The sequence below is a fragment of the Adhaeribacter soli genome, assembly GCF_008727925.1.
Lineage (GTDB): Bacteria > Bacteroidota > Bacteroidia > Cytophagales > Hymenobacteraceae > Adhaeribacter_A > Adhaeribacter_A soli.
On record NZ_VTWT01000010.1, the window covers coordinates 1 to 21,726 of the forward strand.

At 45.6% G+C, this 21,726-nt stretch carries 15 protein-coding genes and 1 tRNA gene; 8 read left to right on the plus strand and 8 right to left on the minus strand.

From position 1 onward, the window contains the following. Positions 1–212: 212 nt before the first annotated feature. Both F0P94_RS16095 and F0P94_RS16100 read right to left on the minus strand, forming a co-directional pair. A complete protein-coding gene (locus tag F0P94_RS16095; protein ID WP_150904941.1) occupies positions 213–2,411 on the minus strand; it encodes a RelA/SpoT family protein in 2,199 nt (732 codons plus the stop codon). A gap of 138 nt (positions 2,412–2,549) precedes the next feature. Beyond that, positions 2,550–3,341, minus strand: coding sequence for a hypothetical protein (locus F0P94_RS16100; protein WP_150904942.1), 792 nt, complete (start codon positions 3,339–3,341; stop codon positions 2,550–2,552). Between the two features lie 149 nt (positions 3,342–3,490). On the opposite strand from F0P94_RS16100, the gene F0P94_RS16105 reads away from it, so the two are divergent. The 4 genes from F0P94_RS16105 to F0P94_RS16120 all read left to right on the plus strand — a co-directional run bounded on the left by F0P94_RS16105 (position 3,491) and on the right by F0P94_RS16120 (position 6,780). Next, positions 3,491–3,572: transfer RNA gene (locus F0P94_RS16105), tRNA-Leu, on the plus strand. Between the two features lie 86 nt (positions 3,573–3,658). Then, positions 3,659–4,984, plus strand: coding sequence for a trigger factor (gene tig, locus F0P94_RS16110; protein WP_150904943.1), 1,326 nt, complete (start codon positions 3,659–3,661; stop codon positions 4,982–4,984). A gap of 125 nt (positions 4,985–5,109) precedes the next feature. Then, positions 5,110–5,805: an ATP-dependent Clp protease proteolytic subunit gene (locus tag F0P94_RS16115; protein WP_150904944.1), complete on the plus strand. Its 696-nt coding sequence runs from the start codon at positions 5,110–5,112 to the stop codon at positions 5,803–5,805. Positions 5,806–5,991: 186 nt separating this feature from the next. After that, positions 5,992–6,780, plus strand: coding sequence for a phosphatase PAP2 family protein (locus F0P94_RS16120; protein WP_150904945.1), 789 nt, complete (start codon positions 5,992–5,994; stop codon positions 6,778–6,780). Positions 6,781–7,102: 322 nt separating this feature from the next. Here F0P94_RS16120 and F0P94_RS16125 read toward each other — a convergent pair whose 3' ends face one another. Together F0P94_RS16125 and F0P94_RS16130 are read right to left on the minus strand one after the other, a co-directional pair. Beyond that, positions 7,103–10,651: a T9SS type A sorting domain-containing protein gene (locus tag F0P94_RS16125; RefSeq protein ID WP_191907071.1), complete on the minus strand. Its 3,549-nt coding sequence runs from the start codon at positions 10,649–10,651 to the stop codon at positions 7,103–7,105. Positions 10,652–11,302: 651 nt separating this feature from the next. After that, entirely contained in the window at positions 11,303–13,039 is a 1,737-nt protein-coding gene (locus F0P94_RS16130; protein ID WP_150904947.1) for a tetratricopeptide repeat protein, read from the minus strand. A gap of 480 nt (positions 13,040–13,519) precedes the next feature. On the opposite strand from F0P94_RS16130, the gene clpX reads away from it, so the two are divergent. Continuing rightward, positions 13,520–14,740, plus strand: coding sequence for an ATP-dependent Clp protease ATP-binding subunit ClpX (gene clpX, locus F0P94_RS16135; RefSeq protein WP_150904948.1), 1,221 nt, complete (start codon positions 13,520–13,522; stop codon positions 14,738–14,740). A 234-nt stretch (positions 14,741–14,974) separates the two neighbouring features. On the opposite strand, the gene lpxB is transcribed toward clpX, so the two are convergent. The 4 genes from lpxB to F0P94_RS16155 all read right to left on the minus strand — a co-directional run bounded on the left by lpxB (position 14,975) and on the right by F0P94_RS16155 (position 18,735). Further along, a complete protein-coding gene (gene lpxB / locus F0P94_RS16140) occupies positions 14,975–16,093 on the minus strand; it encodes a lipid-A-disaccharide synthase (RefSeq protein ID WP_150904949.1) in 1,119 nt (372 codons plus the stop codon). Between the two features lie 90 nt (positions 16,094–16,183). Continuing rightward, positions 16,184–16,612, minus strand: a complete 429-nt coding sequence (locus F0P94_RS16145; protein WP_150904950.1) for a 6-pyruvoyl trahydropterin synthase family protein — start codon at positions 16,610–16,612, stop codon at positions 16,184–16,186. A gap of 192 nt (positions 16,613–16,804) precedes the next feature. Beyond that, entirely contained in the window at positions 16,805–17,782 is a 978-nt protein-coding gene (locus F0P94_RS16150; protein WP_225307248.1) for a FecCD family ABC transporter permease, read from the minus strand. A 26-nt stretch (positions 17,783–17,808) separates the two neighbouring features. Beyond that, positions 17,809–18,735, minus strand: coding sequence for an ABC transporter substrate-binding protein (locus F0P94_RS16155; protein WP_150904952.1), 927 nt, complete (start codon positions 18,733–18,735; stop codon positions 17,809–17,811). 183 nt (positions 18,736–18,918) lie between these two features. Here F0P94_RS16155 and rfaD point away from each other — a divergent pair, with 183 nt between their 5' ends. The 3 genes from rfaD (at position 18,919) to F0P94_RS16170 (ending at position 21,602) form a co-directional block, all read left to right on the plus strand. Continuing rightward, a complete protein-coding gene (rfaD, locus tag F0P94_RS16160; RefSeq protein WP_150904953.1) occupies positions 18,919–19,884 on the plus strand; it encodes an ADP-glyceromanno-heptose 6-epimerase in 966 nt (321 codons plus the stop codon). 81 nt (positions 19,885–19,965) lie between these two features. Continuing rightward, entirely contained in the window at positions 19,966–20,925 is a 960-nt protein-coding gene (locus tag F0P94_RS16165) for a DKNYY domain-containing protein (RefSeq protein WP_150904954.1), read from the plus strand. A 224-nt stretch (positions 20,926–21,149) separates the two neighbouring features. Continuing rightward, a complete protein-coding gene (locus F0P94_RS16170; RefSeq protein ID WP_150904955.1) occupies positions 21,150–21,602 on the plus strand; it encodes an SRPBCC domain-containing protein in 453 nt (150 codons plus the stop codon). Positions 21,603–21,726 lie beyond the last annotated feature (124 nt).

A 21,726-nucleotide genomic window follows, 5' to 3' on the forward strand; every position in this document is an offset into this window, starting at 1 on the left:
AAGTTAGTTTTTATCCGCTAACGTGGTTTTCAGGGGCGCTGCGCTGGCGATATGCGTGAAATCAGAAAAGGGAAATTCTGAAAATTCTTTAATTCTGAGAATTCTGATTCTGATTCTGATTCTGATTCTGATTCAAACAATTGTCCTGAAAATCCTTTAATCCTGAAAATCCTGATCAAAAAACCCTCCCCTGAATTAGCTATTGGGTGGGGTCAATCGAATCGTTCTACCAGCAATACGCCGTTTACTTTGCTCAGGCGCTGAATCAGTTTTTCTAAGTGGGCGGTATCGTTTACGAAAACCATGATGCTGCCTTCAAAGAATCCGTCGTCGGAATCGATGGTAATGGACCGCATGTTTACCCGTAGGGAGTTCGAAATAATTCTGGTTACGTCGTTTACCAATCCTACCCTATCGGAACCTTTTATGCGGATACCGGCCAGGAAGGCGAGTTCCTGCTGCTCGGTCCATTTGGTTTTTACGATGCGGTTGCCGTGGTTGGCCAGTAACTCGATGGCTACCGGGCAGGAAGTACGGTGGATCACAATGCCTGCTTCCTCGGTCTGAAAACCAAACACATCGTCGCCGGGAATCGGGTTGCAACAGGTAGCTATTTTATAATCGAACTTTTCGGTATTTTCTCCGATCACGAGCATATCCGAATGGATGCCCCGCGCTTTTTGCACTTCCTTATCGAATTCCTTCGGTTCGAACTTCGACAGCGTTTTGGAAGCTTCGCTGTTGGGATCAAAAATATCGGCAATAATATCGTTCGGCTCGATCTTTTCGGAAGCGATGCGATAGTAGAATTCCGGCAGGCTGTGCACGTTGAAGTGTACCAGCAAGCGGTTTAAATTATGGTGGCTGTTTTCGATCTTCAGTTCCGCTAACCGTTTTTCGACCAGCGCTTTTCCTTCTTCGGCTTTCAGGCGTTTTTCGTCGCGGAGGTATTCTTTGATTTTTGCGCGGGCTTTGGAAGTGGTTACAAATTTGAGCCACTCCTCCGTAGGACGTTGCTTCTGGGAAGTAAGGATCTCTACCTGGTCGCCGTTCTTTAGCTGATAACTTAGCGGTACGAGTTTCTGGTTTACTTTCGCGCCCAGGCACTGCATGCCGATCTGGGTATGAATGTCGAAGGCGAAATCGAGGGTGGTAGATTTATCGGGCAAGATAATAAGGTCTCCTTTCGGGGTAAACACGAATACCTCTTCTACGAACAGGTTTTTCCGGAACTCGTCCATGAACTCCAGGGCATTGGAGTCGTTGGTTTCGAGCATTTCCCGCACCTTGTTGATCCATTGCTCCAGGGCTGTTTCGGAAGTGCTTGGTCCGCCGGCTTTGTATTTCCAGTGCGCGGCATAGCCTTTTTCGGCAATTTCGTCCATGCGCTTGCTCCGGATCTGCACTTCCACCCACTGGCCGGTCTTGCTCATTACAGTGGTGTGCAAACTCTCGTAGCCGTTGGCTTTGGGAGTGCTCACCCAATCGCGGAGACGGTCAGGGTTGGGTTGGTAATGGTCGGTAACGATGGAATAAACCTGCCAACAGGCAGCCTTTTCACTTTCCAGCGGCACGTTCAGAATAATACGGATCGCAAAAAGGTCGTAAATTTCGTCGAAGGTGATATTCTGTTTCTTGATCTTTTTCAGAATAGAATAAATGGATTTCGGACGGCCTTTAATTTCAAACTCGAAACCGTGCTTGCCCAGCTCCTCTTCTATTGGGGTAATAAAATCGCGGATGAACTTGTTGCGGGAGCTTTTGGTTTGCCGGATCTTGTTCGAAATATCCTTGTACGTTTCGGTATCGGTGTACTTTAAGTATAAGTCTTCGAGCTCCGATTTTATGGCGTACAAACCCAGACGGTGCGCCAGCGGTGCGTACAGGTACATGGTTTCCGAAGCGATCTTCAGCTGCTTGTCGCGCGGCATGCTATCCAAGGTACGCATGTTGTGCAAGCGATCGGCAATCTTAATGAGGATCACGCGCACATCGTCGGAAAGCGTGAGCAGCATTTTCCGGAAGTTCTCGGCCTGCTGGGAAGTACCGTATTCGAAAACGCCGGAAATCTTGGTTAAGCCTTCTACGATCTTCGCTACCTTCGGCCCGAATTCGCGCTCGATGTCGGAAAACTCCCAATCGGTATCTTCCACCACGTCGTGCAGCAGGGCCGCTACGATGCCGGTGGTGCCTAAACCAATTTCTTCCACCACGATCTGGGCTACGGCCAGCGGATGCAGAATATAGGGTTCGCCGGACTTGCGGCGCATGTCTTTATGAGCTTCTACGGAGGTATTAAACGCTTTCTTGATTATTTTGGCATCGTTGCCTTTCAGGAAAGGTTTGGCATATTTGAGAATCCGGCGGTAATGCCGGAGTATTTCTTTGCGTTCTACTTCAGGATCGATCATTCCTAAGTTATATGTTCAGTTTCGCTTGCGCGGGGTAATTCAAAAAAGTTCGTAAATATATTACGAATAAAAACAGTTTTTAAGAAATATTTGGTTCGGTTTTTTAGGAAATAAAGATTGGAGCCACTAAACAACCTGTTACTTACTGTCTTTAGAACTTTCTAAAGTGGAACTTCCAGATTGTTTGACAGAGACAACAGAAACATTGTCAATAAAATAATAAGCGTATTTCTTTGACTCACTTTTATCCTTCGCTGGATAAATAAGATTTCTTTTTAATATAGCTTTAAATTGTCCTTTAGAGATATCATCAGAAAAAGAGCCGATTACCAAATATTCTTCTCCTCCTTTGGCTTCGTATTCTATTTCTATTTTATTCCAGTTAACTGAATCTTTAGCTATACTAGGGTTCAAATTATATTTTACGACATTAATACCTTTTAATAAATGGTGTGGCACCTTTTCCATAAAGAGCTTCTTTTCTGGCGCAAAGCAAACACTAATATGATCTGAAAATAATTTAGAGCATTCTCCTAAACTCAAATAGAAGGACACCTTATACTTTATTCCTTTTTGCAGTCTCTGGAGAAGTTTTGTATGTATGTATTCTCTATAATAGAAGTCTTCATACCTTTTATCTTTCATAAGCAGAAATAAACCAGCATAGGCATTACCATCGTGCGGGTATTGAAAACCGCTGAAATTTTTAGGTACATTTTGCATATTACCTGCTTGACAACAGGCATTAAATAAATCTGCACTCCCAGTTAACCGAAACCACCCACTAGCATCTTCAATCATTCCGTAATCATTACAGCAGCCGGATTGCTTCGAATTTTCCTCAAAGCTCCCATTGTAAACTAAATTCTGCCCAACCGCATTCTTAGAAAACAAAAACGGTAGCAAAACCATTAAAATAAGCCTGATCATTCTTTAAAAATTGAATCCACCAAAAGTATACATTCTGATTTCTAACTCCTTACAAAACGCTATCAAATTTCCGGAAAAAACTTTTGGGAAAGTATTGCAGGAATTAAAACTTCGCCTTACCTTTGCCACGCAATAAAGCAATTCACCCTGCGGATGTGGCGAAATTGGTAGACGCACTAGACTTAGGATCTAGCGCTGCGAGGCATGGGGGTTCGAGTCCCTCCATCCGCACTTTAAAAAACCCTCAATAGCCCTGGTTGTTGAGGGTTTTTAAGTTTTTACCCCGGAAATCAGTTCTAACTAAATACGTTAAAGCCTTGAATATTACATTAGAAAAGCAGAACCCGACCAACGCCCGCCTGCGCGTGCAGCTTGCCGAAGCAGATTACGCGCCGAAAGTTGACGAACAAATAAAAGAATACAGCAAAAAAGCGCAGATCAAAGGTTTCCGTCCGGGCAAAGTGCCGGCTGGCATGATCCGCAAAATGTACGGCAAAAGCCTGCTGGTAGATGCGATCAACAAATTGCTGCACGAGTCGGTAAACAACTACATCAAGGAAAACAAGATCAAAATTTTAGGCGAGCCGCTGCCGGAGCGCGTAGAAAATATTGACTGGGATACCCAGAAAGAATTCGACTTCTCTTACGAACTGGGCTTACTGCCGGAGTTTGAGTTGAACCTGGGCGAAACTGCCAGCGTGGAAGGCTACAAAGTAGAGGTTGACGATGCTACTATTTCGGAAGCGTATGAGCACATGCAGCGCCAGTTTGGCACCACCACTAACCCGGAAACTTCCGAAGAGAACGATTACCTGTACGGCGAACTGAAGCAGCTTGACGGCGATTTCAAAACCACTACCCTGCTGCCGATCAACAAGATCGTAAACGGCAAAGAAAACTTCATCGGCAAGAAAAAAGGCGACGTAATTTCTTTCGACCTGCAGCAAGCGTTCAACAACGATGCCAGCGCGATTAACCACGTTACCGGCGCCGGTAAAGAGAAAGCTGCCGAACTGAAAGGTACTTTCGAATTCACCGTTGAAAATATTAACCGCACCGAGTCTGCTCCGATGGATCAGGAGTTCTTCGACAAAATTTTCGGTAAAGATGCCGTGAAAAGCCGCGAAGAGTTCGACGAGAAAGTAAAAGAAACTATTGCTGAAAACTATAAAGAAGAAGCTGAGAAGGTTCTGAACCACCAGATCGTTGACAAACTGGTAAAAGAAACCCAGATCGATATTCCGCGCGACTTCTTAAAGAAATGGTTACTGGCTGCCAACGAAGGTAAACTGACCCAGGAGCAGATCGACGAAAACATCGAAAACTACGAGAAAGAGCTGAGATGGTCGATGATCCGCAACAAAGTGGTAGAAGAAAACGACCTGAAAGTAAGCAACGAAGAGGTTATTAACCGCACCAAAGAGAAAATGATGGCCCAGTTCAACCTGCCGGAAGTTTCTGAGGAGCTGGCAGAAAGCCTGAACCAGTTTGCTGACAACTACCTGCGTCAGGACAACGGCAAGAACTACATTAACGAATACGAAGCCATTTTGGCAGAAAAAGTAATCGAGCGTTTAAAGGAAAAAATGACAGTAGTAGAAAAAACCGTTTCGGCCGAAGAGTTCCGTAACATGACTTTCTAAGCTGTTTTCATACCGTTTTACTAAAAAGTCCTCCTGTTACGGGAGGACTTTTTTTATTTTCGCACGATTTGTGTAACCTTGTTTCTGTAAAAAGGTAAACGCAAAAAACTCAATAACCAGACACTATGAATAGAGATGAATTCCGCAAGTTTGCTGTGAAGGGCCAGGGCCTGAGCGGCCTGGGTGTAGACCAGTACCTTCACCATGTGGAAAGCCTGACCATGCACAACATTAGCAATATGACCCGCTCGGTGATTGAAGAACGTCCGACTAACTTCCGCGAAATCGACGTTTTCTCCCGCCTGATCATGGACCGGATCATTTTCCTTGGCACCCAGGTAGACGATTTTATTGCCAACATTATTACGGCCCAGCTGCTTTTCCTGGAATCTTCCGACTCTAAAAAGGATATCCTGCTTTATATTAACTCGCCGGGCGGTTCGGTTTATGCCGGTCTGGGTATTTACGACACCATGCAGTACGTAGGTCCGGATGTGGCTACGATCTGTACCGGTCTGGCCGCTTCTATGGGTGCGGTTTTATTATGCGGCGGCGCGGCCGGCAAACGTTCTGCCCTGCCCCACGCCCGCGTAATGATCCACCAGCCAATGGGCGGCACGCAAGGCCAGGCATCGGACATTGAAATTACAGCCCGCGAGATCCTGAAGCTGAAAAAAGAACTTTACGACATTCTGGCACAGCACTCCGGCAAAACCTACCAGGAAATCCACGACAACTCCGACCGCGACTACTGGATGCGCGCCGATGAAGCCAAAGAATACGGCCTGATCGATGAGGTTTTGGTTAGACCTGCCAAATAATTTTATTCGAACGTATTACAGAAAGCTGCTCCGGACCCCGGGGCAGCTTTTTTCGTTTAAAATGGTACCGTTTTGCGATAAAAAATCCGGCTAAGGAATGAAACAAAAACATGCGTAAAACTGAATTTATTCCGTAGAACCGGTTAGATTTATAAGAAGCCTATAAAATTCCGCCCCTCCTGCTCTATGATCTTTAGAACCCCGTTGCTCTTTATTTCCGCTAAAGTAGAAGCGTTTTTCCGGCTGCCGTTCATGCAAAAGCTGGCCGTAAAATACCCGAAGCTTTTTCAATTTATCAGCCGGCGGTTTACCATGCATCATTTCTTTGGGCTGCCTTTTACGTTGCTCATCGGAATTTTAACTTTTAACCTGGCCCTGCTTTCAGATCTTTCGGAAGATGTGGTAAACTCGAAAAAACTGCAGGCCATGGACCGGCAGGTTTCTTTATGGCTTTTTCAGGACCGCACCGACCTTACCAGTCTGACTTTATTTTACTTTACCTGGCTGGGTTCTTTAGAAGGGGTATTAGTAATTTGTTTCTTGGCAGCCGGCTACTTTATTTATCAGAAAAAGTACTTTTACTTTGTAGCGCTCGCAATTTCTTTAACGGGAAGCGGACTTTCAGTTTATTTTACCAAATTATTTTTCCGGCGGGAAAGGCCTTTAGAGCTGGCTTATTACCAGGAACACACCTTTTCGTTTCCTTCAGGCCACGCTACCTACGCCGTTTCGGTTTTCGGTTTACTTTTCTACCTGGGTTTGCTGGAAATTAAAAGCACCGCCGGGCAGATCTGGTGGATCCTGGGGAGCCTGATCTTTATCCTGCTTTTAGGTTTCAGCCGCATTTACCTGGGCGTACATTTCCTGACCGATGTCGTTGGCGGCTACCTGCTTGGTTTGCTCTGGGCCATTCTGGCGGTATGCGTAATGGAGTTTTTGGCCTTGAGAGCAAGCAAGGTAGTAAGGAAAATGTAAAATAATTCAGATGGAAGCTTTAGCCAGACTTCGCTCTTAATAGGCTGTCTGCTATCCGTCAGCTAAAGCAGACGGCAATGAAACTCCCTAATTATTTTTTAATTCTTTAAAGCAACCAGTTTTGTCCTGGTTATTCCTACAGCCTTGGAGCAGGGCTAAAGCCCATTTTCGTTCTGAAGAATTCGTGAGTTTAGGTTATGCAATGATATTCGCACAAAAGTCTTGTCGTACTTTTTAAACAGAAATGGTACGGTTTAGGGCAAAAAAACAAAAAGCCGTTCAGGAATCCGGAACGGCTTTTTTGAAACATGAAGAAACTCTTTTACTCGGATACTTTTTGCAGTTTCAGGGTTGCATTCATTTCTTTCCCGCCTACTTTTATCAGATACATGCCGGCCGGCAGATCTTTCGTTTCCACCGGAAGCAGGTTACTGCCGGTTTTTAGCGTCACCGATTTTTGCGTCAGCAGATTACCCACCGCGTCGTAAACTGCCAGGGTTACTGTCTCCGCCATTTTACTTTCTACCAGAACCGAAGCATTTCTGCTGGCCGGGTTCGGATAAAGGATCGGTTCTGTCTTTCTGTTAAGTTTACTGTCCAGCGCAATTACCTTGCTGTATTCAAACGTACCATCCAGGTCTACCTGCTTTAACCGGTAGTATTGCAGCGAAGAAACCGGCTCCATATCGGTAAAGCTGTAGGTCTGCCATTGCGAAGAATTCAGGTTGCCTTTTACTTTTCCAATTTGGGTGAACTCTTTTCCGTTCAGGCTTCTTTCCACCATAAAGTGATCATTATCTTTTTCAATTGCCGTAGCCCAATCCAGTACCGCAAGGTCGTTAACCAATTTGCCGGTAAAAGAAACCAATGCCACCGGAAGCGGAGCAACAGGGGCATCAGTGTTAATGGTTACGGTTCTGGTTAACTGAGCCGTACAGTTGGTAGAACGCGTTACATCGGTAGCTAACACATTGAAGGTTTTAAGTTCATTTATAGCGCCGGTAGGCAGGTATATATTTCCTCCATTGCCGGATACTATTCCACCAATATTGGTTGTGCCTTCTCTTAACTGGTAACGGTAATTCAATTGTGAATTTTCAACCACCACGTTAGCCGTTCCACCAGGAGCAACGGAGGCAGGAGCCGTTACATTAAGGCCTGTATTCGGAGCCGGGTTAATGGTTACCACGCCCGGTGGATTTGCCGATGGATTTAGCGTCATAGTGGTAGGGGTACAGGTTCCGCCGGTTATACTTTTGGCCACAATGGTAAAGGTTTCCGTTACCGGGCTCGATGTACTGCTTGTAAGGGGGAAGGAAATAACGGATACATAGGCCGGAGAAGCATCGCCGGTTCCCAGCACGGATGGTCCCCGTTCTGTACTGCCATTCATTAACGTATAAATAACGCCTGCCTGGGACCCCGTAAGCCTGAATTCTGTAGCGCTACCCGAACAAACCTGGGGATTGGTTAAAGAAGCGGTTCTGATGGCAGGCGGGTTGCATTGCACAATTACGTAAGTGCCCGTGGTATTATTGGAATAAGCGCTTTCGTTGCTGCCGATGGTGCCGGAAGTGGCATTCAGGTAGCCGCCGGCATAAAGGTCATTGTTATGAGTTCCGGCAGGAGCTGCAGTAGTTAAATTTAAGGTCCAGGTAGTTGTTGGGGAAGTAACCGTACCGATCAGGTAACCATCTATGTAAACGTTTATCGGGGTATTGGCCGGTCCGGTTCCGGATACGGTTGTACCGCCTTCCAGGTAAGGGCCGCCTGTAATATTAGGCAGCGCAGGTACTGCAGGCGGGATGGCGGTAACTGCTACAGAATTAGAAACTGGACTTTCAGTTTTACCCGTGGCAGTAGCAGTTGCGGTAATGGCACTGCCAACTGCTAAAGTTACTGCTGCAGGCTTCGCAAAACTCCAGGTACCATTTGTAACGGTAGTAGTACTGGAAGTAACATCTCCTGTAATGGGTGTGCCATTCAAATAAATCGTAATAACGGAACCGTTTGCTTCGGTTGAAGTTCCGGAAATAGTAGTTGCATTGGTTCTGATCGGGCTATTGACAATTGGCGGGTTGCTTGGGTTTACTACATTAGCTGTGATTGAAGCCGAGCAGCTTGTTCCTGAAACAGCTTCGACTTGTACAGTTTGGCCGGAGCGCAAAACAAGATTTGAAATAGTCCAAGTTGCATTGGTGGTTCCGTTTGTAACAGTAGCCCGGCCAACGTACTGCCCCCCTACATAAACAAAAACCGAAGCGCCATTAATTACATTCCCGCTTAAAGTGGTGGTGCTTTGCAGCACCGGACTAGTAGAAAGCGTTAAATTATAGGTAATAGCCGAGCCAAAGCAGGTAGAAGAAGAAGTTGCGGTACGGGCAGATTCGCATTTACCAGCTTCTGTTGCTGTTACATAATAACTTCCTAGCGGCATATCGTTGGCCCCGGAATTACAGTTATTATAATTGTTATTATATTTAAACATAAAGGCACTACCAGGATTAGTGGCACTGATTGAACTGGCTCCAGTTCCGCCTGTAGTTACCGTTGCAAACACTACCCCAGGATTTTTGGCATCATAAATTTTTATTACCGTTCCAGCGGCTGCTCCCGGCACAGTACCATCAATCCCTTTAACCCCCGTACAAGTGCCCAAAACCGGCGCGGTGCTGTAGGTACAATTTGTGCCTACAATTACTTCATTCGAAAAGGCAGATTCAGATTCTCCAGTGAAAGTTGCCGTGGCGGTATAGCGCTCGTTTGTAGTCAGGGTCATGGTACCGGTAGCCGGGTACGTCCAGGTGCCGCCGGCTTGTACCGTGGTTTGCCCTAGATAAACTCCGTTGCGGTAAATTTTAATAATGGTTCCGGCAGCCTCCGAGGATGTTCCGCTAATGGTTTTTCCGGTACCTGCCACCAAAGAAGTACTGGTAATTACCGGCGCATCGGAACGGAAGGATTGGTAATAAGTAGTGGTTGTGCCGTCCGGAGCTTTGGCCACGAAACCGTTTACCAGTTTCTCCCAGGCAGCAGCCGGGTTACTGTAAGCCCGGTCATCAATTCCACTTATATCAGAGATTGGACCTTTAATTACGCTTTGGGGCGCCATGATGGTATTAGCCACCATCCGTAAAGGAGTACTGGTGGTAACCAGCGGCCGCAAGCTTGAGGAGCCGTTAAAGTAGGCCGTTATTTTAGAAAAAGGAATGTAAAAATCGTAGAAATAATCGGCACCGGCGTTTTCAAAGTAAGCGATGCCTTTTTGTGCGTACGTATTATAGGGCAGTTCGGCGTCGGTTCCGATCTGGGTAGCCGTGCCGGTTGCATTATTAATATCGTAAAGCCTTACCGCAAAATTGGTAGCCAGCAGGATCTCAAACTCAAATCCGGGATTATCGACGCTTGCCTGCGGGTCGGCGTTTACGCCTGAAAAACCAAATTTACCGTCAGCATCTACCAGAATGCTGTAACCTTTGGAATTCGGCGCAATACCGCCCAGGCGAAAGCGGAACATAAAATTACCGGCCGGGGAAAGGTAAGAAGATACAGGATATACCTTGGTACCGGGCACATCGGCAAAATCAGAAAAGCCTTGTCGTGGTCCCCTGGCCAAATCTTCCATGGGTTCTTTTCCCGGAAGCGGAAATGGTTTATAGGGAATTTCACTCTCGGTGGTATCGTTGGTTTGGAACCCGCGCTGTACCCCGGCAGTCTTCTTAGAAATATAACCATCCAGGTCCGGATCCAGCACTGGTTTTCCGTGATTGATATGAGGAGCCACCGTTCCGGTTCTGGCAGGTTCCACAATCAACCCTTTTGTTTGGGCAAAGGTATAATGGTTAAAGACAAGCACTAAAATCAGTCCCATGAAGGAGCCAATCCAGTTAAAGCCTCTCAGTGCATTGCGTAAATTCATATCAAATTATATTTCTATTGTGGTTTTCAGAACTCAGTAAACAAAATTAATTCTAAATAACATGCTATATCAATCTATTCGGTAAACACCTGATTTTACCCGATAAAAGCCGTATTCATGCCGACGAAAATCTAAGCTTATTGCCTGTTAATAAGATTTACTTTACCTTTTTACAGCACACAAAAGCCTGGAACCCGATTGGAATAAAAAAAGTATAAACTTTTATCGCTTTTCCCCCTTTTCTTCGAAACCTTGTGAAAGCTTAATCGTTATGGGAATTGATGGTACTTAGCTAAAATTTATCTGGATGAAACTCAGGTTAAAGTTGGTTATTTATCGCTGAACACCCCTCAAACGATCCGTTACAAAATCGTTACACTTTCTTATTCATCTGTTTTACAGATATTTACACTCCGCACTACGATCAGACAGGTAGCCCCCGGTAAAGCAAAACTTGCCGGACAAAACATCCTAAGAAAAGCGGGAGAAATAAAGCAGGCAGGAAATACCGAAAAGCGGAACTGGAAAAGCGGTAGCCTTTCAGAAAAGGAAGGTAGTTAAAACCAGAAGATTTTTATTAAAGCAGGAGCTTATCCGTACTGATCAGATAGACACAATAAGTTCTTCCAGCGATTGTTCGCCCCGGCTCTCCAGTTTTTTGCGAAGGCGGTGGCGGGTAAGACGAATGGCTTCCGGGCTTACCCCCAGCATGGCGGCCATTTCTTTGTTTGTAAGCTCCAGCTTGCTCAGTACCATAAACCGGGTTTCGGCCGGGCTTAAACCGGGGAGCTTTTCTTTTAAGCGTTGTAAAAATCCCTGATGAACCGTTTCGAAGGTCTGCCGGAAGTCTTCCCATTGATCATCGGTGAGAATGGTAGCCTGCTGGAGTTGCAATAACGCTTCCTGGTCAACTAAAACCCCGGTAGCTAAGGCGTGAGATTGCGCCTGCTTCAGGTCGGCGGCAAATTGCTCAAGCAGCTTGTTCTTCTCGCGGATACTTTGGGTAAAATCCTGCAGTTTTTGCGCGGCTTGTTGCAGTTCGTCTTCCATGGTGGCTTTTTCGGCCTGCAGCTTACCTTGTCTTTGTTTATAAAGCAGGCGCTGCCGGCTTATAACCAGCGTGGCAATAATTAAAAGCAACACCACCCCTACCAGCAAACTATTAACCCAAAGGCCCTGAAATTTTTTCTGCGCTTCCAGCCGGTCTACATCGGCCCGGTATTTTTCCAGCTCCGCTTTATTTTCGGCCCGGGCCAGTAAGAAAGCATCCCTGCGCTTGTAAAGGCTGTCTTTAACCATAGAAGCCGAATCGGTATAGCGGTAAGCCAGGTACATATTGCCTTGTTTGGCACTTAGCTGCGCCAGGATGGGGTAAAGTTCTTTCAGGTGCTGGTAGGGATTGCCGGTGTGGGGCAGTACCTCACGGGCCTGCTGTATTTGTCCGGCAAGTATAGCCCAGTTCTTCTTCAGCAGGTTAATTTTCATTAAGATCAGCAGCGAATGCAGGCCGTTGTCTCTTTCGGAGGCTTTAAAACTTTCCCGGACATCCATTTCCAGTAACGGTATGGCCTCATCGTATTTCCCCTGCGCAAAATAGCTGATACCGATATTACCAGCCGCAATGCCCATCCAGGTACTGTCGTTGATTGCCAGGGCCATGGCATACGCCTTGCGGAAGTTTTTCTCGGCCTCCGGGTACCGTTTTTCGGAACGGTGAATGAGCCCAAGGGTATTCTGAAGGTTTATCGGAAAGCGTTTTTTATAAGATGGCGGTAACTTCTGGGCTTCGGCAAAATATTTCCGGGCATTCTGGTTATCGCCGAAATTAAAATAGGCCGATCCGATATTGGCAATCAGTTCCTGCTTTTCCGGCAATGCAGCATCCGGCATTTCTTTCAGCAACTGGTAATAAGCCAGGTAATTTTCGAAGCTGGGGCCATGCTTATGCATGATATGATAATAGTAATGCGCCAGTTTATCGCGGGTCCTGATCTGCAGTTGCTTTATTTTTTTCTCGTCGGCAATTTCCCGCAAAGCCAATAGCTTCTTTTCAGCCAAAGGGTGGTCGGGTTGCCGGCCTACCATATAATAAGTGTAGCGGATCAGCTTCGTTTCAAGAAAAAGCTCCTCGTCAGAATTCGCAAGGGCCAGCCGGGCAAGTTTTTCTATTTCCGGAAAGAGCGTTAGGGAATCCTGACGCAGGATCTTGCCCGAGTAGTACGTAGAATCTAAATAAATAGAGCGCTCGGCGTAAGTTTTGTTCAACAGAAAACCGGGCTGCCCGGAAACAGCAAACGGAAGAACCAGAAATACGAGCAGAAAAGCAATGCGGGCTGACATTACAGCAGATGTGATTTCAATACAAATATATAATTAAATATTATTTTCGTTATATACTTATCAGGAAATAAATCAGCTGCACAGGATGCCAAAATGGTTAAAACCCACCTAATCTGTATTTTAACCGGAAAAACGCTATATAACCCGAACCAGAACAGCCAGGCAGCGGTACGCTACGGTTGACAAATGAAGAAACGATGAATTCTGCCCGGGAATTTAGCCACTTACTTATCTTTTTCCGTGAGCGGCTGCCGCCGGCAAAACATTTTTTTCTCCGCCTAGTTAAAATTCAGTAACTCCCTGTTCCTGAAAAAATGCTTATAGAATGCAACGAGCACTAATATTTCCGCATCTCTATTATCTGATATTTATCCGAAGGAAAATTTTCTCGCAAACTATTGTATCGGGAAACCTTTTCCTTTTATTACCTTTGTAAATGCTTTACTTTTAAAGCAAGTATTTTTTACTTCACTAATTCCTATGGCAGAAATTATTTGCTCCTTCTGCGGCAAACAGAAAAAAGAGGTTTCGGTAATGATCTCGGGCGTAAATGCACACATCTGTGAGCGTTGCGTAGGCCAGGCTCAGCAAATCCTGAACGAGGAAAACAAGATCCGGTCGAAAGAGAAAACCCCGAAATTCAACCTGGTGAAACCACGGGAAATGAAGGATTACCTCGATCAGTTTGTGGTAGGCCAGGACGAAGCCAAAAAGGTAATGAGCGTGGCAGTGTACAACCATTACAAACGCCTGATGCAAAGCCCGAAACAGGATGACGTGGTGATCGAGAAATCGAACATAATAATGGTAGGCGAAACCGGAACCGGTAAAACGTTTCTGGCCCGCATGCTGGCCGGTATGCTGCAGGTGCCTTTCTGCATTGCCGACGCCACCGTTTTAACCGAAGCCGGTTACGTGGGAGAAGACGTGGAAAGCATTTTAACCCGCTTACTACAGGCTGCCGATTACAACGTAGAAGCGGCCGAACGCGGCATTGTATACATCGACGAGATCGATAAAATTGCCCGCAAGAGCGATAACCCCAGCATTACGCGCGATGTAAGCGGCGAAGGCGTGCAGCAGGCCATGCTGAAACTGCTGGAGGGCTCGGTAGTGAATGTGCCGCCGCAAGGAGGCCGCAAACACCCGGAGCAAAAAATGATCTCGATCAATACGGAAAACATCCTGTTTATCTGCGGCGGTGCTTTTGTTGGCATCGACCGGATCATTAAGAGCCGCCTGAATACCAAACCGATCGGCTTTGCAAAAACGTCGCTGGAAGAAACCGATCATAATAACTTCCTGAAATACATTTCGGCCCAGGACCTGAAAGCGTTTGGTTTAATTCCGGAGCTCATCGGTCGATTGCCGGTACTCACTTTCCTGAACCCGCTCGATGCCGAAACGCTGCGCCTGATCTTAACGCAACCGAAAAACTCCATTGTAAAGCAATACAAGCGCTTGTTCGAAATGGAGAACATCAAGCTTAACTTCGATGAAGACGCGCTGAACTACATTGTAGAGAAAGCCTCCGAATATAAATTAGGCGCCCGCGGCTTACGCTCCATTTGCGAAAGCATTATGACCGATGCCATGTTCGACCTGCCTTCAGAATCGGAAGTGAAAGACCTCTTAATCGACCTGGATTACGCCCGCGAGAAATTTGAAAAATCGGCACTGAAGCAACTGAAGGTTGCGTAGGTTCGAATTTTCGATGTTCGAATGTTCGATTTATAAAAAAAGCTCCGGAGAGATCCGGAGCTTTTTTTGTCTGAACTATGATTTATTTGATTTTTATGATTCTTATGAATCCTTTCATTCAATGTACGGGCGGGGCTTGTCCCCGCCCCACGATATTGCGATAAAGCATTACGAAAAAATATTGCGGGAAAGCCTAGCAATTTTTCCAGAAAAAAATAGCGTAAGATTAAAACCCTAAGCTTCCTTTTCCTTCAGATATCCTACCATTAATTTAGCAGCCTGTTCGGCGGTATTGGCGCTTCCTAATTTCGCTTTAATCTCCGCATAGCCGTTAAGCATTTGCTGGCGGTAAGGTTTTTCGAAAAGAATGCGCTTTAGTTCTTCGGAGATTTTATGCGGGTTCAGTTCTTCCTGGATAAGTTCTTTTACCACTTCCTTATCGGCAATTAAATTAACCAGCGAAATGTAATTTACCTTGATCACCATTTTACCGATGGCGTAGGAAATGGCGCTGGTTTTATAGCAGACAATTTGGGGCACGTTGAACAAAGCCGTTTCCAGGGTAGCCGTACCGGAAGTTACTAAGGCTGCTTCGGCGTGCGAAAGCAGGTCGTAAGTTTGTTCGTAGAGGATCTTGATGTTGGTGCCTTGCGTAAATTGCGCGTAAAATTCCGGGCTGAAGGTAGAAACGCCGGCCACTACGAATTGATGTTCCGGAAAATCGGGCATAACCTGCAGCATGATGCGGAGCATATTCTCGATTTCCTGTTTGCGGCTGCCGGGTAAAACGGCAATGATCGGCTTTGCTCCTAATTCATTTTTCGGTAAGAAATCCTCAGAAACCTTATGCGCATTTACGCTGTCGGAAACAGGGTTGCCAATGTAATCGGTTTTATAATCGAAGCGCTGGTAAAAATCTTTCTCGAAGGGCATGATCACGAACATGCGGTCTACGGACTTTTTAATGCCGTATACACGCCCCTGGTTCCAGGCCCAGATCTTCGGAGAAATGTAGTAGAACGTTTTGAACCCGTTGGCTTTGGCGAACTTTGCAATGCGCATGTTAAAACCGGCATAATCTACCAGAATTACCACGTCGGGCTTCCAGCTTAGAATATCCTGCTTGCAATGCTTTAGAAAACGGGAAATTTTGAAAATACTTTTAGCTACTTCCACAAAGCCCATGAAAGCCATTTCGCGGTAATGCGTAACCAGCTCCCCTCCTACAGCCTGCATCTGCTCGCCCCCCCAGAAACGGAATTCTGCCTCCGGATCCTGGAGTTTGAGTTGCTTCATCAGATTAGAAGCATGCATGTCGCCCGAGCGTTCGCCGGCTATGAGGTAGTATTTCAAAATTTGAATTGTTGATTGTTGATTGTTGATTGTTGATTGAATTACCCGGAAAACCAATTAGCAATTAACAATCAGCAATTAACAATAAAATTACTCGCCGTAATATTCCACGAAGTTGCGTGGCGTTTCGTAGAGTTTGAGGCTGTGGAGCTTAGCGCCAGAAGCTGGGGAAGCGATTTTTTCAATTTTTGGGGCCAGGATATTCCAGAATTCGATCACTAAATTTTCGGTGCTGGCCAGCTTGCCTTCCATGAAAGATACGTCCAGGTTCAGGTTCTTATGGTCTACTTTCTGAATGATGTTCTCGCGGATCAGGGTGCTGAGTTTTTTAAGATCGATCACGAAGCCGGTCTCCGGATCGGGCTTGCCCTTTACCGTTACGATCAGGTCGTAATTATGGCCGTGCCAGTTCGCGTTGGCGCAGGGCCCGAAAATTTCCTGGTTCTTCGATTGCGACCAGTTCGGGTTATGTAGTTTATGGGCGGCGTTAAAGTGCTCGGTCCGGCTTACGTAGATCATTAATTTAATGTGCTAATGGCTTAATATGGTAATGTGCTAATTTTTAAATGGTTTAAATGGCGTAATTGTTAATGTAATTGTTTGAAAATCGGTAGGGTTTAAGGCTAAAAAAGTCAGCAGAAACTGACCTGATTGCACCATTACCCGATTTCCAAATCCATTAACACATCAGCACATTAACCCATTAGCACATTAACCAAATTTATAATTCTTTTTCAGGAGCAAATATACGAAAAAAGGCACCCCGAACAGCGAAGTTACGACGCCAACCGGCAATCCGGCGGGCGGAAAAACGATGCGGGACAAAAGATCGCAGACGAGCATGAACAAACCGCCGGTCAGGGCACAGAAAATCAGGTTCAGTTTGCCGGTTATGCCCAACAAACCACGGGTTACGTGCGGAATGATGAGGCCCACAAAGCCAACCGGTCCGGAAAGCGCTACGGCAAAGCCGGTTACTACCGAGACCGTGAGCAAAATGATCCAACGTGTTTGCGCTACGTTTACACCTAACATTTTGGCACGTTCAGGACCAAGTAAAAGTACATTCAGGCGCTTTTGCATGAACATGAAAATTACCAAAGCCAGCAACAAAGCCACCGCCGGATAAGGCAACGATTCCCAGCTGGCTTTTTCAAAACCGCCCATGGCCCAGAAAATTACCGATTTCAGTTTGCCTTCGGAAGAGGAAAGAAAGGTAATGAGCGAAGTTAAGGCCCCGATAAGGGATGTTAACGCAATACCGGCCAGCAGCATCTGGGAGGGAATAAGTTGCCCGGAGCGGGTACCAAGGGCGACCACGATTATCGTTACCACAAACGAACCCAGCAAAGCGGCAAAAGGCGGCAGGTAAATTCCGAAAACGGTTAGGTTGGTGAAGGCAAAAAAGCAGAACGAGGCTCCGAAAGAAGCTCCCGAAGCGGTGCCCAAAATGTAAGGATCAGCCAAGGCATTGTTGATCATGGCCTGCATGAGGTAGCCGCAAAAAGCCAGCGAACCGCCTACGCAAATAGCCAAAAGCAAACGCGGCAAACGCAAATGCAGCACCGCAAAATGCGCCGGATCTTCGGGATTATAATTAAAAAGGGCGTTCCAGACGGTAGCGAAATCGGTCTCGAAACTGCCCAGCTTCAGCCCGGCCACCGTTACCGCAAAGGTGAGGAACAGCATTAAAAGAATATAAAGCAGCGGCCGATTCACTTTTGCAGGTAATTTCTGATTTCACGAATAGATTCTACCACGCGCGGACTGGGGCGTGAAGCCAGGTCATCGTTCAGGACAAAGATGCGCTTATTTTTGTAAGCGTCCACTTTCTGCAGTTCGGGGTAAAGCCGGAAAAGCGTTTCGTTCTGCTCTTTGCTGATGCCGAAAATAAAACCAGGGTTCAGCTGCAACACGTATTCGCGGGTAAGTTGCGGCGACTGTTGCGGGAAAACTTCTTTCAGCGCATTCTCGCCACCGGCTTTTTCCAGCTTATCGGTCATGAGCGTATTGCGGCCGTACACGTAGATCGGATCGGTGTTAATGATGACTAGCGCACGTTTCAGTTCATGGGTTTTTACTTCGTTCTCGATAGCGTTCAGTTCGGTTTGCAGCGAATCGGTAAGCTTTTTTGCGGCAACTTCCCGGTGCATAATTTTGCCAATGTCGTTCAGACCGCGGAAAATATCAGCTACTTTATCGTACCTCTGAAAATAAACCGGAATGCCGAGTTGCTCGATTTTAGCAGCCGTTTCCATGGGCGTAATGCCGTCTTCGGTGAAAACAATTTCCGGTTTCAGGGCCAGCAATCCTTCCAGATCCACCGGATATGAATTGATAACCGTTTTCTTCTTCGCCGCTTCCGGATAATTGCAAACCTGCGTACGGCCCACGATCATAGAATCCAGCACCACGGCAAAAAGCATCTCGGTCATAGCGGCAGAAAGCGCCATAATGCGTTTTGGGTTTTCAGGAACTTGTAGTTTGCGACCCAGATCGTCGGTAACAGTTATTTTGCTTAATTCAACTTTTTGATTGGAATTGCCTATCGACTTTTCGGAATTTCCGCCGCAGCCGGCAAGGAAAACCAGCAGCAGGATTTTGCTGAAAAAGCTTCGGAAAAATGATAGGGGTTTAGGCATAAAAAGTACTAATTGTCATCCTGAGCGTGAGCGAAGGACCTTGTCGGCGCATAGCAGAAACGTCTGTGCAATGAGCCGACGAGGTGTTTCGCTCGCGCTCAACATGACAGCAAAAGTTAAAATGAGCGCAATTAATTTTTCGTAAATTTAGCCAATTTTTAACAGGCACCTAAAAACGCATTCATGATAGTAGTAACCGGAGCGGCGGGCTTTATTGCCAGCTGTTTAGTAACCCGCCTCAACGAAGCCAATTTCAACGATATTGTAGTAGTCGATAATTTTTCGATCGCCAAAAAGGAAAACAACCTGAAAGGCAAAAAGATCAGGGAATACGTAGACCGCATGGAATTCTTCAACTGGCTGGAGAAAAACTACGAGGAAGTGGAATTCATTTTTCACCTCGGCGCCCGCACCGATACCACCGAGTTCAACAAAGATGTTTTCGACCTGCTGAACCTGAACTACTCGAAGCAAATGTGGAATGCCTGTTGCGAATACCAGATCCCGCTGGTGTACGCGTCGTCGGCGGCCACCTACGGCAGCGGCAAACTGGGCTACGACGACGAGGAAGCCATGATCCCGCTATTGCACCCGCTCAACCCCTACGGCGATTCCAAAAACGATTTCGATAAGTGGGCATTAGAGCAAACCGCGAAACCGTTTTTCTGGGCCGGCCTGAAATTCTTCAACGTGTACGGCCCCAACGAATACCACAAAGGCCGAATGGCTTCGGTGGTGTTGCACGCCTTCAACCAGATAAAAGAAACCGGCAAACTCAAACTCTTCCGCTCGCACCGCCCCGATTTCAAAGACGGCGAACAGATGCGCGATTTCATTTATGTGAAAGACCTGGTGGAGGTTTGCTACTTTTTAATGCAGAACCGCAAAAATTCCGGTATTTACAATTTAGGCAGCGGCAAAGCCCGCACCTTCCTCGATCTGGCGTTCCAGACTTTCCAGGCCATGGGCCGCGAAGCCGAAATCGACTTTGTAGATACCCCTGCCGATATCCGCGATACCTACCAATACTTTACCGAAGCCAACATGCAGAAACTCCGCAGCATCGGCTACGACAAACCGTTCCATACCTTGGAAGAAGGTGTGCAGGATTATGTGAAGAATTATTTACTGGAGGGGAAGTATTATTAGAAATCATACGGATATAATGCTGATAACCGTAGTTATGTTGTCTATCCAGCAGTTGGTACCAATTATAACAGACACATTGCAATGACAACAAAACAACTGACAATTATTTTTTTGGCACTTTCAATTTTGACAAGTTGTAGGCGCGGTTACATAGTTGAAAGCGACAAGGTTTATTATGAATTTTGGAATGAAGGAAGTGGGCAAAACAAGCGATTAATTGAACAAGCAGACGCAAAGTCTTTTAAAGAATTAACTTTTGACTGCGATTGCAACTTTAAATTTGGCAGGGACAAAAATCACCTGTTTATAGATGGAGAACATATAAAAAATATTGACCCTAACACTTTTAAATTTATTGGAAACTATATTTTCCGTGACAAAGACTCCGCTTATTTCTTCGGATTTTATAATAACATAAACGACTGTGTAATTAAAGGTGTTAATCCAGATAAAATAAAATTGATTAAGTATCCTTGGGCAAAGGCAGATAATGTTCTAATCCATGGCAGGGACACTGTAAATATTCCTGACATAAATAGATTTATTCCTATTGATGATGACTGGGGAAAGACAAAAAAATACGTAATTAATAAGAATCAAATTTTATACGGAGCAGACGTAGAAACCTTTAAAATCATAAGTTCCTTTCAAGGAAAGGATAAAAACTTCAATTACGAATTCAGTATTATAAATGAAGATGATTTTAAAAAAACGAGTTATAAAACCTTTGATTTTGCAAATAAAGATTTCTGTCACACTGAGCCTATAGTTTTTGTAGATTTTTACGACAGTTTGGTTTCATATAAAGAAGATAAAAATGAACCTATTAACCTTGTTGAAAACCTGAAACAAAATGGTTTCACACTAAATAAAACGATGTATTTAGATTGGGGTGGAGAATCAAAAGTTATCAGAGCTTCTATGGCAAGTGGAAACTGTAACTGTATTGTTGAAAAACTTTATCGTTACGATTATGGAAAACCTTCCGAAACAAGAAACATTTTTAAAGTGACAGAAAGAATATACTGTGAACCGAAATAGAAAGCTGCTCTTTGGAGTCTTCCGCAGGATGACTTCAAAGTACCAATGAAATAAGCCGTCTCCGACGGCGCTACACCACACGATATCAACCCGAAGAAATTTGTGGCAACGTAGGGAAGTCAGAGACTTCCATTTTCATTAAAAGTTTGAATTCGTCATGCGGAAGACTCCAAACAGCATGGACAAAAGCCCGCAAAAGAAAAGTTAAAACGCTACCCATACTCATGGAAAAACTCGAAATCCAAAATACCATTGTCATTAACACTACACCGGAAAAAATCTGGGAAGTTTTAACCCAACCGGAACAAACCAAGAAATACATGTTCGGTTGCGAAACCGTATCGGACTGGAAACCTGGTAGCTCCCTGATCTGGCGGATGGATTACGACGGCAAAGATTTTGTGGCGGTAAAAGGAAACATTCTGGACATTCAGCCGGAAAAGCTTTTAACGTACACCGTTTTCGACCCGAATGCTACCATGGCCGATATTCCGGAGAATTACCTGACCGTAACGTACGCTTTAACTTCCGCAGACGGACAGACGAACCTAACCGTTACGCAAGGCGATTACAAAACCGTAGCGGAAGGAGAACGAAGATATCAGGAAGCTTACAACAACGGCGAAGGCTGGAACCCGATCCTGGTGCAGATCAAAGCAGTAGCAGAATCGCTTTAAAACTTTTTTCTGCCATAACTAATTGGCTAGAAGCCATCTCATAAATACCCAGAGCAGCTTTTGAAATTGCTTTCTGCTAATAAATTTCTCTGTAGCGTAGGGTTTAAACCCTACGCTACAGAGA

Coding starts and splice junctions, on each gene's coding strand:
- F0P94_RS16130 (WP_150904947.1), bottom strand. CDS start 13,039: ATGTCAGCCCGCATTGCTTTTCTGCTCGTATTTCTGGTTCTTCCGTTT.
- F0P94_RS16100 (WP_150904942.1), bottom strand. CDS start 3,341: ATGATCAGGCTTATTTTAATGGTTTTGCTACCGTTTTTGTTTTCTAAG.
- F0P94_RS16145 (WP_150904950.1), bottom strand. CDS start 16,612: ATGATCTACGTAAGCCGGACCGAGCACTTTAACGCCGCCCATAAACTA.
- F0P94_RS16155 (WP_150904952.1), bottom strand. CDS start 18,735: ATGCCTAAACCCCTATCATTTTTCCGAAGCTTTTTCAGCAAAATCCTG.
- rfaD (WP_150904953.1), top strand. CDS start 18,919: ATGATAGTAGTAACCGGAGCGGCGGGCTTTATTGCCAGCTGTTTAGTA.
- F0P94_RS16115 (WP_150904944.1), top strand. CDS start 5,110: ATGAATAGAGATGAATTCCGCAAGTTTGCTGTGAAGGGCCAGGGCCTG.
- F0P94_RS16165 (WP_150904954.1), top strand. CDS start 19,966: ATGACAACAAAACAACTGACAATTATTTTTTTGGCACTTTCAATTTTG.
- F0P94_RS16170 (WP_150904955.1), top strand. CDS start 21,150: ATGGAAAAACTCGAAATCCAAAATACCATTGTCATTAACACTACACCG.
- clpX (WP_150904948.1), top strand. CDS start 13,520: ATGGCAGAAATTATTTGCTCCTTCTGCGGCAAACAGAAAAAAGAGGTT.
- F0P94_RS16120 (WP_150904945.1), top strand. CDS start 5,992: ATGATCTTTAGAACCCCGTTGCTCTTTATTTCCGCTAAAGTAGAAGCG.
- F0P94_RS16095 (WP_150904941.1), bottom strand. CDS start 2,411: ATGATCGATCCTGAAGTAGAACGCAAAGAAATACTCCGGCATTACCGC.
- F0P94_RS16150 (WP_225307248.1), bottom strand. CDS start 17,782: ATGCTGTTCCTCACCTTTGCGGTAACGGTGGCCGGGCTGAAGCTGGGC.
- F0P94_RS16125 (WP_191907071.1), bottom strand. CDS start 10,651: ATGGGACTGATTTTAGTGCTTGTCTTTAACCATTATACCTTTGCCCAA.